Raw genomic sequence first — 17,026 nt, forward strand, 5'->3', positions numbered from 1 at the left:
CCAACTCCCCCGCCCAGGCCCTACGCTGTGACCATGGGCGATGCGTCGATGGTCGGGCTCATGGGGCGGGTCACGGGGACGATCGGGCCGGGACTGGTCGGCGAGGTGATCGTCCGGGTGCGCGGCGGCGCCGAGCACTTCCTCGCCTATCCGGCCACCGGCTCGGACCGCATCGAGCGGGGCACGGTGGTGATGGTGGTGGAGTACCAGCCGCCGAGGACCGTCTACGTCCAGGCCGCGTACGACAGTTGAGCCTGCTCGGGCGCAGGTGAGAGCCGTCCGCGTCAAGGTTTCGGCAAGGATCCGCCGGCGTCTGTACCGGGGCGTCGCACGGGCGCACACTCCGTTGCGTTCGGTGCCGAAAGGGCACCAGGCAAAGGGGGCGTATGCCGATGGTCGTCGGCGTCGTGGCGGGGGCGGCGGTAGTGGCCGTTCTCGTGCTGATCGGTGTGTTCAAGATGATGTGGCGGGTCGCCGAGCCGAACGAGGCTCTCATCATCTCCGGTTCCAAGCACCGCACGGAGGGCCTCGAGGAGGGCATGGGCTTCCGTATCGTCACCGGGCGCGGCACGCTGGTGCTGCCCGGTGTGCAGGCGGTGCGCAAGCTGTCGCTCGACCTGAACGAGACCGAGTTGCAGGTGGACTGCGTGACCCATCAGGGCATTCCGCTGAAGGTGCGGGGCGTGGTCATCTTCAAGGTGGGCGACGACTTCGTGTCGATCGCGAATGCCGCCCGCCGTTTCCTGGACCAGCAGAAGCTGATGTCGGAGCGGGTGCACAACGTCTTCGCCGGTCATCTGCGGTCCATCGTCGGCGGATTGACGGTCGAGGACATGATCCGCGACCGGGAGAAGCTCACCGGGCAGACCCGGGCGGCGTGCGGTACGGAGATGGAGAAGCTGGGACTCATCGTCGACTCCTTGCAGATCCACGAGATCGAGGACCCGACCGGATACATCCAGAACCTGGCGATGCCGCACGCGGCGGCCGTCCAGCGGGACGCGCGTATCGCGCAGGCGGAGGCGAACCGGCTGGCCACGGAGGCGGAGCAGCAGTCGTTCGCACGGATGGCCGAGGCGACCCGGGACAGCGAGATCCTGCAGGCCGGCTACCAGGCCGAGCGCGACAAGGCGGGCGCCAGGGCCCGGCAGGCCGGTCCGCTGGCCGACGCGGCCGCCCGGCAGGAGGTCGTCGTCCAGGAGACCCGGGTCGCCGAGCTGGAAGCACACCGGCGCGAGCAGCAACTCCAGGCGGACGTCCGCAAACCGGCGGACGCGCAGGCCTACGAGAAGCGCACGCTGGCCGAGGCCGAGCGCGACGCCCGGATCTCGGCGGCGCAGGCCAAGGCGAAGGAGACGGAGTTGTCGGCCGCCGCCGAGGCGACCCGGGTCAAGACGGCCGCGGGTGCCGAGGCCGAGGCGACGAAGACTCGCGGTGCCGCGACAGCCGCGGCGACCCGGGCCACCGGTGAGGCGGAGGCCGCCGCCGCGCAGGCCAAGGGTCTCGCACAGGCCGAGGCGACGAAGGCGAAGGGCCTCGCGGAGGCCGAGGCGATCAAGGCCCGCGCCGCCGCCCTGGCCGACAACCAGGAGGCCGTGGTCGCCCAGCAACTGGCCGAGAACTGGCCGGAGATCGTCCGGGCCGGAGCCTCCGCCTTCGGAAACGTCGACAACATGGTGCTGCTCAACGGCGCCGACGGCATGGCGGACATGTTCGCCAAGGCGCTCACCATGGGCGGTACGGGTCTGGGACTGGCCCGGCAGTTGCTGGCGTCGATGAACCAGAACGGGCAGGCACCGAAGGAGACCTCGCCGCTGGGCGGGCTCGCTCAGAAGGTGCCGATGGGCGAGAAGTGACCCTTCACGCGTAACCAGCAACCCTTCACGCGTAACCAGGGACCTTCACGCACAACTCACGGGGGCAGCCCCTAAGGTGCCCCCGTGAGCACGTACACCGACGAGAACGCCCCCGGCCGCCACGGCCGCACCGCCACCACCGAAGCCGACCCCCGCGCGGTCGGCAAGGTGCGCACCGAGTACTCCCCCGCCCACGACGGCGACCCGGACCCCGGGGAGATCGTCTGGACCTGGGTGCCCTTCGAGGAGAACGACGGGCGGGGCAAGGACCGCCCCGTGCTCGTGGTGGCCCGGGAGGCCGCCGGGACCTTCCTGGCCGTGCAGCTCTCCAGCAAGCGGCATGACGGGGATCGTGAATGGGTCGGGATCGGCAGCGGGCCGTGGGACCGGACGGGCCGCGACTCCTGGGTCGACGTGGACCGCATCCTCCGCCTGCACGAGCAGGGCATGCGCCGGGAGGCCTGCGCCCTGGACCGCGGGCGGTTCAACCTGGTCAGGCACCGGCTGCACGAGCGCTACGGCTGGACCTGATCTCTACCGCTGCGGCTGACGCTCCGGAAAAGCCCGAGCGAAAGCCGCGCGCACCGCGCTGTCCGGCGTGCGGTCCAGGATCCCGAACACCACGTGCTCGAACGCCCCGGCGAACCGCCCGCCGGGCCCGAGCAGCGCCCGGAACGCGCCCGCCACCTGCGCCGGGTCGTTCTGGAACACCCCGCAGCCCCACGCGCCCAGCACCAGCCGCCGGTACCCGTGCGCCGCGGCCGTCTCCAGCACCCGCTCGGCGCGTGCCGCGAGCGCCTGCGGCAGCTCGGCCGTGCGCTGCGGCGTCGTACGCCGGACGACTCCCGCGTTCGGCGCGGCGGCGGTCAGGAAGCCCGCGGTGTACGGCTCGTCCAGCAGACGGCCGCGGTCGTCGCGGAAGACGGGCACGCCGGGTGAGTGAATGACACGGTCCGTGTAGAACGGGTCGCGGTGGGCGCGGTGGTGGTCGTAGAACTCACGGGCCTGGAGCAGGCAGGTGTACAGCGCCGAGCCGCGACACAGGGCCTCTTCCTGGGCCTGGGCGCCGTTCAGGTAACCACCGCCCGGGTTGCGGGCCGAGGCGAAGTTCAGCACGGCGGTGTCGCCGCCGAGGCGACGTGCGACTTCCAGGCTGCTCTCGCCCGTGACCTCGAAGAACGTCTCCGCCGCGGAAATCTCCGGCACCGGCACCGGGTCCGGCCCGACCATCCGGGTACCGTCCCGTGCGGCCTCGATCGCCGCCGCGAGGGAGACCTCGTGGCCGTCCGGCGCGCGGTACCCGCCCGCCGCGACGATCTGTTCCGTCTGCTGCGCGAGGCCGCGCAGACGCGCGCTCATGGCGCCACCCCCGTGCGCGCCATGCCCGTGCGACCGCGGCGGCCTCGCGCGGCCTCCGTCGTAATCTCCCCCGTCGTGCTCACACCGGCATCCTGAGCGATGCTGGTCATGCGGTGCAACAGAGTTTCCCGAGCCCCACAGCCGATCGAGAAACGACCGGGAAAGCCCCTGCGAACGCCTGGAGAGCAGAGGTTACCGACCCGGAACGTGCCGGTACGCACCCTTGTGCGAAGCGGCGCGAGGGTCTTGGGTGGGACGAGTGTGCCGGCCCGCCCACAAGATCCGGGCCGGGCGGCATCGTGGACTCTCAGGAGGATCCCGACATGTCAGATTCGGTGAGTGACTGTACGGAGCAGCCCCGCACCGCAGTCACCGAACCCGAGGTGGAAGCCCTGGTCAGGGGCATCTGCTTCAAGACCGGCCCGCCCCGCACCCTCGGGGTCGAAGTGGAATGGCTCGTCCACGAGCTGCGCGGCCCGCAGCTCCCCGTCACACCCGAACGACTCGAAGCGGCCTACGCCGCACTACGGACCGTGCCTCTGAGGTCGGCGCTCACCGTCGAACCCGGCGGTCAGCTGGAGCTGAGCTCCCCGCCCGCCACCTCGCTGATGGAGTGCATCGGTACCGTTTCCGCCGACCTCGACGCCGTCCGCGCGGTACTGCGCGGGCACGATCTCGGTCTGGTCGGCCTCGGCAACGATCCCTGGCACTCGCCCCGCCGGTTCCTGCGTGAGCCGCGCTACGACGCCATGGAGGCGTCCCTGGACCGCGCGGGCCCGGCCGGCCGCGCCATGATGTGCACCTCGGCCTCCGTGCAGGTCTGCCTGGACGCCGGATACGAGGAGCCCGGCCCGCTCGGGCACGGGCGCCGCTGGTGGCTGGCGCACCAGCTCGGCGCGGTGCTGGTCGCCGCCTTCGCCAACTCCCCGCTCGCCGGGCGCGAGCCCACCGGCTGGCTCTCCACCCGGCAGCTGCTGTGGATGGAGATCGGCGCGGGCCGCGCGGGCGCACCCCCGCTGGACGGCGATCCGCGGGCCGCCTGGGCGCGGCACGTGCTGGACTCGCCGGTGATGTGCGTACGGCGCGACGGCGGCCCGTGGGACGTCCCGGACGGGCTGTCGTTCCGGGAGTGGACCAGGTCAGGGGTGCCCAGAACGCCCACGCACGAGGACCTCGACTACCACCTCACGACGCTGTTCCCGCCGGTCAGACCGCGTGGCCACCTGGAGCTGCGCATGATCGACGCGCAGCCCGGCGAGGACGGCTGGATCGTGCCGCTCGCCGTGACCGCCGCGCTCTTCGACGACGCGAAGGCCGCCGAGACCGCCTACCGCGCGGTGAAGCCGCTGGCCGAGCGCGCCCTGTCGCTGCCCGCGCCGCACAATCCGCTGTGGATCGACGCGGCCAGATGCGGTCTCGCCGACCCCGAACTGCACGAAGTCGCCCTGGAGTGCTTCGCGGCGGCCCTGGAGGCGCTGCCCCGGCTGGGGGCGACGGCCGAGGTCAGGGACGCCGTGGCGGCGTACCACGACCGCTATGTCGTCAGGGGCCGCTGCCCCGCCGACGACCTGCTGGACGAGCTCTACGGCACGGACCGCACCCTGCACGGGAAGGACGACCGGACATGACCGACCCCGCCCACGACGTCGACACCCTCCGCGAGCGGGCTTTGACCACCCTCACCACCGCCCGTGCCCGGACGAGCCTGCTGACTTCCTGCGTCGAGGACCCCGACCTCACCGCCCAGCACTCGCCGCTGATGTCCCCGCTGGTGTGGGACCTCGCGCACATCGGCAACCAGGAGGAGCAGTGGCTGCTCAGGACGGTCGCCGGACGGGAGGCGATACGGCCCGAGATCGACGGCATCTACGACGCCTTCGAGCATCCCCGGGCCGAACGCCCCTCGCTGCCGCTGCTGCCGCCGGCCGAGGCCCGGCACTACGCGGCCGAGGTGCGCGGCCGCGTCCTTGACCTGCTGGAGAGCACCGCGTTCCACGGGACACGGCTGACCGAGGCGGGCTTCGCCTTCGGGATGATCGCGCAGCACGAGCAGCAGCACGACGAGACGATGCTGATCACACATCAGCTCCGCAAGGGCCCGCAGGCCCTGCACGCCCCGGACCCGGAACCGGCGCCCCTGGTCACGGGACCGTCCGAAGTGCTGGTGCCCGGCGGCCCGTTCACCATGGGCACCTCCACCGAACCGTGGGCGCTGGACAACGAACGCCCGGCGCACCGGCGCGAGGTGCCGGCGTTCTACATCGACACGACCCCGGTGACGAACGCCGCGTACCAGGCGTTCATCGCGGACGGCGGCTACGACGACGACCGCTGGTGGACGCCGGAGGGCTGGGCGCACGTCCGGCAGCACTCCCTCCACGCCCCGCTGTTCTGGCGCCGGGACGGCAAGCAGTGGCTGCGCCGCCGCTTCGGCGTCACCGAGGTCGTACCGCCCGACGAGCCCGTCCTGCACGTGTGCTGGTACGAGGCCGACGCCTACGCCCGCTGGGCCGGACGCCGGCTGCCCACCGAGGCCGAGTGGGAGAAGGCGGCCCGGCACGACCCGGCGGGCGACCGCTCGATGCGCTACCCGTGGGGCGACGCCGATCCGGAGCCCGAGCACGCCAACCTCGGCCAGCGTCACCTGCGCCCGGCGCCGGCCGGCAGCTACCCCGAGGGTGAGTCGCCGCTCGGCGTACGGCAGCTGATCGGTGACGTGTGGGAGTGGACGGCGAGCGACTTCGCGCCGTACCCGGGTTTCCAGGCGTTCCCGTACAAGGAGTACTCGGAGGTGTTCTTCGGCCCCGAGTACAAGGTGCTGCGCGGCGGTTCGTTCGCGGTGGACGCGGTCGCCTGCCGGGGCACCTTCCGCAACTGGGACTACCCGATCCGGCGGCAGATCTTCTCCGGGTTCCGTACCGCCCGTTCGGGAGACGTCTGATGTGCCGTCATCTGGCGTATCTGGGCCCCGAGGAGCCGCTCGGCCGGCTCCTCGTGGAGCCCGCGCACGGGCTGTACCGCCAGTCGTGGGCGCCTCGGCGGCAGCGGTACGGGACCGTCAACGCCGATGGTTTCGGGGTCGGTTGGTACGCCGAGGGGGACCCGGTGCCGGCGCGGTACCGCCGGGCCGGGCCCATCTGGGCGGACCTGTCCTTCGCCGACCTGGCCCGGGCGGTGCGCAGCACCGCGCTGCTCGCCGCCGTACGGGACGCGACGGTGGCGGGCGCCGACGGGGAGGCCGCGGCGGCGCCTTTCGCCGCGGGTCCCTGGCTTTTCAGCCACAACGGCGCCGTGAAGGGCTGGCCCGACTCGCTCGCGCCGCTCGTCCCGAGCCTGCCCGCCGTGGACCTGCTGTCGCTGGAGGCGCGCAACGACTCGGCGCTGGTCTGGGCGCTGGTCCTGGCGCGACTGCGCGGCGGTGACGACGAGGCGCAGGCGCTGGCCGACACGGTCCTGGAGGTCGCCGAGGCGGCCCCGGGCTCCCGGCTCAACCTGCTGCTCACCAACGGCGAGACCATCACCGCGACGGCCTGGGGCGACACCCTCTGGTATCTGACCCGGCCCGGCGGCGGCACCGTCGTGGCCTCCGAGCCCTACGACGACGACCCGCACTGGCAGGAGGTCCCCGACCGCACCCTGCTGGCGGCCGGCCGCACCGACGTACTGCTCACCCCGCTCAAGGAACCGAGCGACGCGACTCCACCCTCACCCGCACGACCGAAGGAGCCCAGCACGTGAGTCCGTTCCTCCTCACCCGCACCCTGCCCGAGGACGCCACGGACGCCGCACTGCGCGCCGATGTCCTGAAGGGCCTGACGGGCACGCCCAAGACGCTTCCGCCGAAGTGGTTCTACGACGCGCAGGGCAGCGAACTGTTCGAGCAGATCACCGAGTTGCCCGAGTACTACCCGACCCGCGCGGAGCGCGAGATCCTCGTCGACCGGGCCGGCGAGATCGCCGCGGCCACCGGCGCCCGCACCCTGGTCGAGCTGGGCTCCGGCTCCTCGGAGAAGACGCGGTACCTGATCGACGCGCTGGCCGGGCTGCACACGTACGTGCCGGTCGACGTCAGCGAGAGTGCGCTCACGCAGGCCGGGCAGGCGCTCGTCGAGGAGCGGCCGGGGCTGGACGTGCATGCCCTGATAGCCGACTTCACCCGCGGGATGGCCCTGCCGGACACGCCGGGGCCCCGGCTGGTGGCGTTCCTCGGCGGCACGATCGGCAATCTGCTGCCGGCCGAGCGCGCGGCGTTCCTCGCCTCGGCGCGCGGTCTGCTCGCCCCCGGTGACGCGCTGCTGCTCGGGACGGACCTGGTGAAGGACGAGAAGGTCCTGGTCGAGGCGTACGACGACGCGGCCGGAGTGACGGCCGCCTTCAACAAGAACGTCCTGGCCGTGATCAACCGCGAGTTGGGCGCCGACTTCGATCCCGGCGCCTTCGACCACGTGGCGCTGTGGGACACCCGCAACGAGTGGATCGAGATGCGGCTGCGCTCGCTGACCGCGCAGACGGTGAAGGTGCCCGCGCTCGACCTCGCCGTGGACTTCGCGGCGGGCGAGGAGATGCGCACCGAGGTGTCGGCGAAGTTCCGGAAGGAGGGTGTGGGCGCGGAACTGTCGGCGGCCGGGCTGGAACTGGCGCACTGGTGGACGGACGGTGCGGCCCGCTTCGCGCTGTCACTGAGCGTGGCGCGGTGACGGACGGCTCGCGCGATGTGCCGCCTTGGGGCACGGTGGAGTGACGTGTGACGAAGCCGCCACGGTGGAGTCACGGGAGAGGAGCACCCCATGTCGAACCACACCTACCGGGTCACGGACATCGTCGGTACTTCGCCCGAGGGCGTGGACCAGGCCATTCGCAACGGCATCACGCGCGCCTCGCAGACCCTGCGCAATCTGGACTGGTTCGAGGTGGTCGAGGTCCGCGGCCAGCTCGACAACGGGGACATCGCACACTGGCAGGTGACCATGAAGGTCGGCTTCCGCCTTGAGGACGCCGAGTAGGACGGGGAACGTCCGCCCCCCGTCCACTCCTGCACTCCTGCCGGGCGGCCCTCCCGGTCCCGCCGGACAGCCGACCCGGCCCTCAGGTCCGCCCCTCCTGCTCCTGCGCCACCTTCAGCGCGGCGGACGGGGCGGTCCAGCGCGCCCGTACGACGGAGAAGCCGGCCCGTTCGGCGTCCTCGCAGACCAGCTCGTCGTCGTCCACGAGCACCCGGATGTCCCGGGTGCGGGCGAGGCGGCGCAGGGTCTCCAGCTTGGTACGCCGGGCGGGCCGGCGGTCGTCGTTGCGCCGCATGTGCACACGTCCTTCGGGCAGTTTGTGCGCGGCGAGCCAGTCGAGCGTGTCGCGCCGGCAGCGCTCGGGCCGCCCGGTCAGATAGCGGACCTCGCACTCCTTCGCGCACTCCAGCGCCAGCGCGATGCCCTCCATGAGGGGCGGGTCCTGCGGGGCGGCCGCGAAGAAGGCGTCCCAGTCGCGGGGCTTGCGCTCCAGGAAATGCTGCCGGTGTGCCGTGTCGGCGAGGGTGTTGTCCAGGTCGAACACGGCGAGGGGGCGTGCGCTGCTGTCGGTCACACGCCTCACCCTAGACGGGCCGCGCACCCCGGCAACCTTCGCGCGCCGGGCGGCCACTGCTGTGCGACAGGGCACGCAGGCGGAGGCGGGAGGCCCCATGGGCACACGGCTGCGACTCGGCGCCGGCCACCCCGGCCCGGCCGCTGCGGACCGTGCAGCGGGGCGTGGACCTGGCGAAGCCCGGCGATGTCATCGCCGTACGCGGCGGCACGTACGCCGTCAGCGACAACAACGTCTTCTCCCGGCTGTCCACGCACGACATTTACGAGTCCGGCTTCCAGCTCCAGGGATCGTCCAGCAACAACCAGATCCTCGACTTGGACACATACGGCAATCGCGGAAGTTCACCTCGCCGATTCTGATCGAGAACACCATCGCGTACGGCAACGGCTACAACCGCTGGAACTTCCCGGACTTCTCGGGCGACGGAACCGGTTTCAAGATGGGCGGCGGCAGCCCCGCCCCGGCAGTGGGCCACGTCCTTCGCCATACGATCGCGTTCAAGAACGCGGCGCACGGCGTCACGGACAACGGCAATCCGGCTTCGACGCCGACGTGGCGGGCGGCACCGCCACCCTCACCGCCAATCTGTCCGTCGCCGACGCACGCGCGGCCGCCGTCGGTTCGGGGACGGTGGCGACCGGCAACTCTTGGAACCTGGGCGGAACTTGGGACGCGTCGTCGGTACTCGGCACCGACCCGGGCGCGATCACGGGCCCGCGCTCCGGCCGAGCCGCCCCGCGCGGGTCATGTTTGAGACAGTCCGGCCGAAACCAATGGTCCGGACTATTTCCGGGAAGCCCCTTTTCGCAGGCCACGCAAGGTCGGGAAAGGATCGCGGGGGACGTGAATGCGCCATAGGAGTACGGCTATTCACCCCGGCGGTTGATTCTTCAAAGAGCCCGCTGCCATACTCCGGCTTCTGGCTTCACAGCCGCTCACCACCTCCCCAGACACAATGTCCGCGCCCCCGTATGTCCCCGGCATGCCGCAGCAAAGAAGGTGCGCCTGTGCCCGAGTTTTCACCTTGGCACGACAATTCTTTCACATACAGTCCCCCGAATAATGAACCAGCGCCCACCCAGCGCATATCCGAGGATCCCGAATTCCACTCACTGCGCCGCGCCCAGCGCAGGTTCGGGGTCAGGGCGACGGTCCTCTCGGTCGGCGGTTTCCTGTTGTACGTGCTTCTGTCGCATTCCGTCCCCGGCCTGATGAACCAGCGCCTGGTCGGCCACCTCACCCTCGGTCTCGCGCTGGGCCTCGGGCAGTTCCTCGTGATGGCCGTGACCTCCTGGTGCTACGTCCGCCACATGCGCTCCCGGGTCGACCCACTGGCCCGTGGCCTCGGTTCACGACTGGACCAGCACGAAGCCCACTCGCTCCGCACCGCCGCGTCCCGCGCCGATGCCGGGCAGACCGTCCCGCCCGGCTCCAGGGGGTACCGCACGTGGTGACCGTGTCCGAAGGCATCGTCGACCGGTTCAGCCTGAACCTGACGTTCGTGCTGTTCCTGTCGGTGGTCGTGGTCACGCTGTTCATGGCGCTGCTGACGGCCCCTCAGCGCGACGAGCTCAGCGAGTTCTACCTCGGCAACCGCACGATGTCCCCGCTGCGCAACGGCCTCGCCATGTGCGGCGACTACCTGTCCGCCGCGACCCTGCTGGGCAGCACCGGCCTGGTCGCCCTCAACGGGTACGACGGGCTGCTGTACCTCGGCGGCACGGTCGTCGCCTGGATGATGGTGCTGCTGCTCATCGCCGAACCCCTGCGCCGGGCGGGCAGGTTCACCCTGGGCGACACACTGGCCCTGCGCCTGACCGGGCTCCAGCGCCCGGCCCGCCTCGCCCTGGCCGTGTGCACCCTGGTCATCACGACCCTGTACCTGGTGGCCCAACTCGTCGGCAGCATGGCCCTGTTGACCCAGTTCACGGGCGAACCCAGCGCCGCGACCCGCACCCTGTGCGTGGTGGTGATCGGCACCATCGTCATCGTGTACGCCGCCATCGGCGGCGCGCCCGGCGCCACGGTCATCCAGATCATCAAGGCCGTGATGCTGGTGGCGGGCGTGACGGTCACCGCGGTCATGGTGCTCCACCACTACGACTGGAACCCCGACGCCCTGCTGTCCGCGGCCGCGAACAACAGCGGCACCGGCACACAGTTCCTCGAACCCGGACTGCGCTACGGCGTCAGCACGACCAGCAAGCTCGACTTCTTCAGCCTGGAACTGGCGATCGTCCTCGGCCTCGCCGCACTCCCCCACGTACTCATGCGACTGCTCGCCCCGCGCAAGATCGACGTCCTGCGCTCCTCCGTCGTGTGGGCGGTGGGCCTGGTCGGCCTGGTCTGCCTCGCGGCCGGCGTCCTGGGCCTCGGCGCCACGGCCGTCGTCGGCCGGGAGACCATCGCGGAGACGGACCACAAGGGCGACTCCGCCGTCCTGTTGCTGGCCAACGCCCTCGGCGGCGGCATCCTCACGGCCCTGCTGTCCTGCCTGGCCTTCGTCACGCTGCTCGCGGTCGCGGCCGGTCTCGTCCTCGCCGCCGCCACATCCCTCGCCCACGACCTGTACGGCGAGGTGATCCGCAAGGGCCGCGCGAGCGAGACCGAGGAACTGACCGTCGCCCGGCTGTCCGCGGCCGTCATCGGCATCCTCGCCATGATGCTCGCCCTCGTCTCCTGGGGCGCCAACACCGCGACGCTCGCCTTCCTCGCCTTCGCCATCGCGGCGTCCGCGATCCTCCCGACGATCGTGTACACCCTGTTCTGGCGCCGCTTCACCGGCGAGGGAGCGCTGCTCAGCCTCTGGGGCGGCCTGATCTGCTCGGTCCTGCTGGTCCTGTTCTCGCCCGTCGTCTCCTCCGCGCCGGGCTCGTTCTACCCGGGCTCCGACTTCGCCTGGTTCCCGTTGCAGAACCCGGGCATCGTCTCCATCCCGGCGGGCTTCCTCCTCGGCTGGCTCGGCAGCGTGCTGAGCAGCCGCCAGGAACCACAGGAGGAGGCCGCCTACGAGGAGTTCGAGGTGCGGATGCTGGTGGGTGCGAAGGAGTAGGACATGCTTCTGTCATGCCTACCCGTACGTTTCTGATCGGCGCCGCCCGCGAGCGCCCTTGCACGCTCGTCGTCTGCCGGGGCTGCTGCTGCGGCAGTCCCGCCAAGCACCCCGGCACCGATCACGTCTGGCAACTGGAGCGGCTGCGCGCCGCCGGGGCCGAGCACGGTTTCCAGGTCCGTACGACCGACTGCCTCGGCCCCTGCGACCAGGCCAACGTGATCGTCGTCCAGCCGTCGGCCGCGGGGCGACGGGCCGGCGGGCGGCCCACCTGGGTGGGCTTCGCCATGGACGACGACTCCACGGAGGAGGTCGTGCGATGGGCGGCCGCGGGCGGACCGGGCCTCGCGGAGCCGCCCGTCACACTGGAGTTGCAGTTCATCGCGCCGCCGCGGGACGCACGGGTGCGGTCACGTCGCTGAGCCCGGGCGCTCCACCGCCGGCCCCACCACGGCCCCGCCAGGCCCCCGGGCCAATTGTTAATGGGATCCATTTTCATGTAGCGTCCTCGGTGTTCACCCACCGAGGAGGTCCGTCATGGCTGTCCCCAAGCGGAAGATGTCCCGCAGCAACACCCGCCACCGCCGCGCCCAGTGGAAGGCGAGCACACCGCAGCTCGTGCCCGTCACCATCGACGGAGTCAGCCATCTCGTGCCGCAGCACCTGGTCAAGGCCTACGAGCGCGGGCTGCTGCGCCCCGAGGGCTGACCGGGATGCCGTACGACCGCCGTCTGCCCGTCACCGTCCTGTCCGGCTTCCTCGGGGCGGGCAAGACGACCCTGCTCAACCATGTCCTGGCGAACCGCGAGGGGCTGCGTGTGGCGGTCATCGTCAATGACATGAGCGAGGTCAACATCGACGCCGCGCTGGTGCGGGGCGGCGAGGCCGCGCTGTCGCGGACCGAGGAACGCCTGGTCGAGATGACCAACGGCTGCATCTGCTGCACCCTGCGCGACGACCTGCTCGAGGAGGTCGACCGACTCGCCCGCGAGGGCCGATTCGACCATCTCCTCATCGAGTCGTCCGGCATCTCCGAACCCATGCCGGTCGCCGCCACCTTCGCCTTCGCCCGCGACGACGGAGCCACCCTCGGCGACCTCGCCCTGCTGGACACCATGGTCACGGTCGTCGACGCCGCGAACTTCCTGTCCGAGCTGGACAGCGGCGACGAACTCGCCGAGCGCGGCCTCGACCAGTACGAGGACGACGAGCGCACCGTCAGCGATCTCCTCGTCGACCAGGTCGAGTTCGCGGACGTCATCGTGCTCAACAAGCTGGACCTGGTCGACGACGAGACCGCGGTCCGGCTGCGGGCGGTACTGGGCCGGCTCAACCCCGCCGCGCGGGTCGTCGACGCCGTACAGGGACACGTCGCGCTCCAAGAGGTGCTCGGCACGCGGCTGTTCGACCTGGAGCGCGCCCAGCAGGCACCCGGCTGGGTACGGGAGCTCAACGGCGACCACGTCCCCGAGACCGAGGAGTACGGGATCTCGTCCACCGTCTTCCGCGCCGAACTCCCCTTCCACCCCGGGCGGTTGTGGACGTTCGTCACGGAGGAGCTCGACAGCGGCACGTACGGCAAGGTGCTGCGCTCCAAGGGGTTCTTCACCCTCGCCAGCCGCCCCCAGGTGACGGGGCTGTGGTCGCAGGCCGGTTCCGTCGCCCGCTTCGAGCCCAGCGCCGCGCGGGACACCGAGGCGCCGTACGCACAGGAGCTGGTCTTCATCGGCACTCATCTGCACGCGGAGGCCCTGCAGACCGCCCTTGCCGACTGCCTGATGGCGGACGGCGAGGACCTTCCGGCCGCCGACCCGTTCCCGGCCTGGGACACGTACGGCATCGACGACACCTGCGACCACGAGCACACGGGACCGCTCCAGCCGTCCGCTCCCTGACTCCCCGGCGCCCGGCCCGCTCGCCTGCCTATTCTGGTGAGGGGCCGGTCCTGCTCGCAGAGCGCGAGAAGGGAGCCGCGGGTGACCGAGCGGACGATCGACAGGGCGGCCGCGCACACCTTGCGACAGGCCAGGGACGCCGCCGCCGGTGAGGCGTGGGCCACGGCGTACCGGCTGCTCGGCAGTCTGGACGCCGGCTGTCTCACCCCCGACGACTGCGCCGCGTTCGCCGACGCCGCATGGTGGACGAGCCGTATCGAGGAGTCGATCGTCCAGCGGATGCGGGCCTATTCCGGATACGTGGCCGAGGGCGCGGACCGGCAGGCCGGGCACATGGCCTGGCTGCTCTGCTACGAGCACCAGCTCGCGGGACGCACCGCCCTGGCCGCCGGCTGGCTGCGCCGGGCGCGGCGGCATCTGCGGGGCGAGCCGGAGTGCGTCGAGCAGTGTTACCTCGCCTGGATGGATGCCGAGGACGCCCAGGAGCGCGGTGCGTTCGACGAGGCCATGGCCGCGGCCCGGCGCATGGCGGGGATCGCCCGGCGCTGCGGCAGCCCGGATCTGCTGGCCATGAGCGTGCAGGCGCAGGCGGGTGTCCTGGTTTCCCAAGGGCGGCTGCGTGACGGACTCGACCTGCTGGATGACGCCATGTGCTCGGCCATGGCGGGTGAGCTCAGCTCCTTCTTCACCGGCTGGACCTACTGCCTGGGCCTTCAGCAGGCCATGGCGTGCATCGATCTCGAACGCGCCGCCGAATGGACCGACGCGGCCATGCGGTGGTGCGCGACCATGCCGGAGGAGAACAACTACCGCGGACTGTGCCGGGTGCACCGGGTCCAGGTGCTGGAGCTGCGCGGCAACTGGCCCGAGGCGCTGACCGAGGCCGAGCGGACCCGCGCGGAACTGCTGCCGTACGAGCGGCGGACGGCCGCCGAGGCGGTCTATCTGGTCGGCCAGATCCAGCGGCGGCGCGGAGAGCTCGCCGCCGCCGAGGAGTCGTACGACCGCACCCACGAACTCGGCCGTGACCCGCACCCCGGTCTCGCCCTGCTGCGGCTGGCCCAGGGGAAGGCCGACGCCTCGGCCGCGGCCCTGCGTCTCGCCCTCACGAGCGGGGCGGAGGGCGAGCCGCGGGGCGGCGGCCTGGAGCGGTGCAGGCTGCTCGCGGCCCAGGTGGAGGTGTCACTGGCGCTGGGCCGGACGGCCGAGGCGCGCGCGGCGGCCGAGGAGCTTCGGTCCCTGGCCCTCGACTGGCAGCGGCGGTGCGGTTCGGAGGCGACCCTGCTGCACGCGAGTGCCTCGGCGGCCTGCGGCGCGGTGGCCTTCGCCGCGCGGGACCTCGACCGCGCGCTGCCCCTGCTGCGCCGGTCGCTGGCGCTGTGGCTGGAGCTCCGGGTGCCGTACGAGGCGGCCCAGGTGCGGATGACCCTTGCCGCGGCCGACCGTGCCGCCGGGGACGTCGAGGGTGCCCGGATGGAGCTGCGGGCCGCGGAGCAGGCCTTCCGGCAGCTCGGTGCCGTACCCGACGCGCGCCGGGCGGCGGCCCTGCTCGCGGATGTGCGCCGACGGCGGCCGGGCGGGCTCACCGAGCGGGAGATCCAGGTGCTGCGGCTGGTCGCCGCGGGCCGCACGAACCGGGCCATCGCGGCGGAGCTCGTCATCAGCGAGCACACCGTCGCCCGGCACCTCAACAACATCTTCGCCAAGCTCGACGTGTCCTCGCGGGCGGCGGCGACGGCGTACGCCTACCGGCAGGGACTCGCGTGAGGCGCATGGGCCGTTTCGCCCATGCCGTCCGCGCGGGGATGGGCGATTCCGGCGATGAACGCGCCCCCGCCGCGCGCGTACACCAGTGGTGTGTCCCTTCCCCACCAGGAGCGGAAAGCCGGTGGCTGCCATGACCACCTACACACCGACCTTCGACCACCAGCTGCTGGAGCGGCTGCGCGGGGCCGTGCGCGGCGACATCGTCGAACCCGGCGACCAGGGTTACGACGAGGCCCGCAGGGTCTACAACGCGATGCACGACAGGCGGCCCGCGATCATCGTGCGAGCGGTCGACGCGGGCGATGTCATCGCCACGGTGGACTTCGCCCGCGACCAGGGCCTGGCGCTCGCCGTGCGCGGCGGCAGCCACAGCGTCCCGGGCTACGGGACGTGCGACGGCGGGGTCGTCCTCGACCTCGCCCTGATGCGCGGCATCCGCGTCGACCCCGACAGCCGTACGGCATGGGTCGAGGGCGGCTGCACCTGGGCGGACGTCAACCACGCCACACACGCGTTCGGGCTGGCCACCACGGGGGGAGTCGTCTCCACCACCGGTGTGGGCGGCCTGACCACGGGCGGCGGCATGGGCTATCTGATGCGCCGCTGCGGTCTGGCGTGCGACAACCTGGTCTCGGCGGACCTGGTGACGGCCGACGGAGCCTTCCTGACCTGCACGGACGAGCAGAACAGCGACCTGATGTGGGCGATGCGCGGAGGCGGCGGGAACTTCGGGGTCGTCACGTCCTTCGCGTACCGGCTGCACCCCGTCGCGGACGTCCTGGGCGGACCGACCTTCTTCCCGCTCGACGGCGATGTGATCCGCCGCTACCGGGAGCTCGTCGACGAGGCGGACTACGACCTCGGCGCCCTGCTCGTCGTCGGGCTCGGTCCGCCGGTGCCCTTCCTGCCCGAGCGCTGGCACGGCCGGCCGCTGTGCGGCGTGATCGCCTGCTGGACCGGGCCGGAGGACGAGGACGACCGGGTCCGGGAGCGGGTCGCCGCGCTCGGACCGGTGCTGGGCCGGCACCTGGAACGCATGCCCTACCCGGTGATCAACACCCTGTTCGACGACCTGGTGCCCGCAGGGCTCTACCACTACTGGAAGGGCACATTCACGCACGGCATGTCGGACGGCGCGATCGACGCCTTCGTGGAACACGGCGGCACCACTCCCTCCATCCAGAGCGTGACGGTCGTCTATCCCCTCGACGGCGCGTGCCGCCGCGTCGGACCGGAGGAGACCGCCTTCTCCTACCGGGACGCCGACTACTCGATCGCCCTCAGCGGGACGTTCACCACACGGGCGGAATGCGAGGACCAGAAGGGCTGGGTGCGCGGCTTCAACCAGGCCCTCGAACCGCACTCCATGGAGGGCGGTTACGTCAACTTCATCGACGGCGACGATCAGTACCGCGTGCAGGCCAACTACCGCGGCAACCACCCGCGTCTGACCGCCCTGAAACGGCGCTACGACCCGGGCAACCTGTTCCGCCTGAACCACAACATCGCGCCCTGAG

General features: G+C 71.6%; 18 protein-coding genes. 16 read left to right on the top strand and 2 right to left on the bottom strand.

Going from position 1 to position 17,026, the window contains the following annotated elements; genetic code table 11:
- Positions 1 to 33 precede the first annotated feature (33 nt).
- The 3 genes from EJ357_RS04480 to EJ357_RS04490 all read left to right on the top strand — a co-directional run bounded on the left by EJ357_RS04480 (position 34) and on the right by EJ357_RS04490 (position 2,387).
- Positions 34 to 252 carry a hypothetical protein gene (locus tag EJ357_RS04480; protein WP_175647310.1) on the top strand — a complete coding sequence of 73 codons (219 nt, stop codon included), beginning with the start codon at positions 34 to 36 and terminating at the stop codon, positions 250 to 252.
- Positions 253 to 386: 134 nt separating this feature from the next.
- The gene (locus EJ357_RS04485) at positions 387 to 1,856 is read left to right on the top strand and encodes an SPFH domain-containing protein (RefSeq protein ID WP_126388822.1); all 1,470 of its coding nucleotides are present in this window, start codon (positions 387 to 389) and stop codon (positions 1,854 to 1,856) included.
- A gap of 84 nt (positions 1,857 to 1,940) precedes the next feature.
- Positions 1,941 to 2,387 carry a type II toxin-antitoxin system PemK/MazF family toxin gene (locus EJ357_RS04490; protein ID WP_126388824.1) on the top strand — a complete coding sequence of 149 codons (447 nt, stop codon included), beginning with the start codon at positions 1,941 to 1,943 and terminating at the stop codon, positions 2,385 to 2,387.
- A 3-nt stretch (positions 2,388 to 2,390) separates the two neighbouring features.
- Here the strand turns inward: EJ357_RS04490 and EJ357_RS04495 are convergent, their stop codons facing one another.
- Positions 2,391 to 3,215 (bottom strand): TIGR02452 family protein, encoded by an 825-nt coding sequence (locus EJ357_RS04495; RefSeq protein ID WP_175647311.1) that lies wholly within the window; start codon positions 3,213 to 3,215, stop codon positions 2,391 to 2,393.
- Between the two features lie 323 nt (positions 3,216 to 3,538).
- Here EJ357_RS04495 and egtA point away from each other — a divergent pair, with 323 nt between their 5' ends.
- From egtA to EJ357_RS04520, 5 genes are all read left to right on the top strand, one after another.
- Positions 3,539 to 4,843, top strand: a complete 1,305-nt coding sequence (gene egtA / locus EJ357_RS04500; protein ID WP_126388828.1) for an ergothioneine biosynthesis glutamate--cysteine ligase EgtA — start codon at positions 3,539 to 3,541, stop codon at positions 4,841 to 4,843.
- Positions 4,840 to 6,156 carry an ergothioneine biosynthesis protein EgtB gene (gene egtB / locus EJ357_RS04505; RefSeq protein ID WP_126388829.1) on the top strand — a complete coding sequence of 439 codons (1,317 nt, stop codon included), beginning with the start codon at positions 4,840 to 4,842 and terminating at the stop codon, positions 6,154 to 6,156. The genes egtA and egtB overlap by 4 nt, the downstream gene beginning before the upstream one ends.
- Entirely contained in the window at positions 6,156 to 6,953 is a 798-nt protein-coding gene (egtC, locus tag EJ357_RS04510; RefSeq protein ID WP_126388831.1) for an ergothioneine biosynthesis protein EgtC, read from the top strand. Before egtB ends, egtC begins: the two co-directional genes overlap by 1 nt.
- Positions 6,950 to 7,912: an L-histidine N(alpha)-methyltransferase gene (egtD, locus tag EJ357_RS04515; protein ID WP_126388833.1), complete on the top strand. Its 963-nt coding sequence runs from the start codon at positions 6,950 to 6,952 to the stop codon at positions 7,910 to 7,912. Before egtC ends, egtD begins: the two co-directional genes overlap by 4 nt.
- A 90-nt stretch (positions 7,913 to 8,002) precedes the next feature.
- Entirely contained in the window at positions 8,003 to 8,218 is a 216-nt protein-coding gene (locus EJ357_RS04520) for a dodecin (protein ID WP_126388835.1), read from the top strand.
- Positions 8,219 to 8,300: 82 nt separating this feature from the next.
- On the opposite strand, the gene EJ357_RS04525 is transcribed toward EJ357_RS04520, so the two are convergent.
- Entirely contained in the window at positions 8,301 to 8,792 is a 492-nt protein-coding gene (locus EJ357_RS04525; RefSeq protein WP_126388837.1) for a phosphatase domain-containing protein, read from the bottom strand.
- Positions 8,793 to 8,956: 164 nt separating this feature from the next.
- Between EJ357_RS04525 and EJ357_RS49085 the strand changes: the two genes are divergently transcribed.
- From EJ357_RS49085 to EJ357_RS04565, 8 genes are all read left to right on the top strand, one after another.
- Entirely contained in the window at positions 8,957 to 9,154 is a 198-nt protein-coding gene (locus EJ357_RS49085; protein WP_267132842.1) for a hypothetical protein, read from the top strand.
- A gap of 612 nt (positions 9,155 to 9,766) precedes the next feature.
- The gene (locus EJ357_RS04535; protein WP_126388839.1) at positions 9,767 to 10,249 is read left to right on the top strand and encodes a DUF485 domain-containing protein; all 483 of its coding nucleotides are present in this window, start codon (positions 9,767 to 9,769) and stop codon (positions 10,247 to 10,249) included.
- Positions 10,243 to 11,847: a solute symporter family protein gene (locus EJ357_RS04540; RefSeq protein ID WP_126388841.1), complete on the top strand. Its 1,605-nt coding sequence runs from the start codon at positions 10,243 to 10,245 to the stop codon at positions 11,845 to 11,847. The genes EJ357_RS04535 and EJ357_RS04540 overlap by 7 nt, the downstream gene beginning before the upstream one ends.
- Positions 11,848 to 11,861: 14 nt before the next feature.
- Entirely contained in the window at positions 11,862 to 12,269 is a 408-nt protein-coding gene (locus EJ357_RS04545) for a (2Fe-2S) ferredoxin domain-containing protein (protein ID WP_126388843.1), read from the top strand.
- 115 nt (positions 12,270 to 12,384) lie between these two features.
- Positions 12,385 to 12,555 carry a 50S ribosomal protein L32 gene (gene rpmF, locus EJ357_RS04550; RefSeq protein WP_003996023.1) on the top strand — a complete coding sequence of 57 codons (171 nt, stop codon included), beginning with the start codon at positions 12,385 to 12,387 and terminating at the stop codon, positions 12,553 to 12,555.
- A gap of 5 nt (positions 12,556 to 12,560) precedes the next feature.
- Entirely contained in the window at positions 12,561 to 13,742 is a 1,182-nt protein-coding gene (locus tag EJ357_RS04555; RefSeq protein WP_126388845.1) for a GTP-binding protein, read from the top strand.
- A gap of 81 nt (positions 13,743 to 13,823) precedes the next feature.
- A complete protein-coding gene (locus tag EJ357_RS04560; RefSeq protein ID WP_126388847.1) occupies positions 13,824 to 15,509 on the top strand; it encodes a LuxR C-terminal-related transcriptional regulator in 1,686 nt (561 codons plus the stop codon).
- Between the two features lie 130 nt (positions 15,510 to 15,639).
- On the top strand, positions 15,640 to 17,025 hold the full coding sequence (locus EJ357_RS04565; RefSeq protein WP_126388849.1) for an FAD-binding oxidoreductase: 1,386 nt from the start codon (positions 15,640 to 15,642) through the stop codon (positions 17,023 to 17,025).
- Position 17,026 lies beyond the last annotated feature (1 nt).

It is taken from the genome of Streptomyces cyaneochromogenes, from assembly GCF_003963535.1.
Classification (GTDB): Bacteria; Actinomycetota; Actinomycetes; order Streptomycetales; family Streptomycetaceae; genus Streptomyces; species Streptomyces shaanxiensis.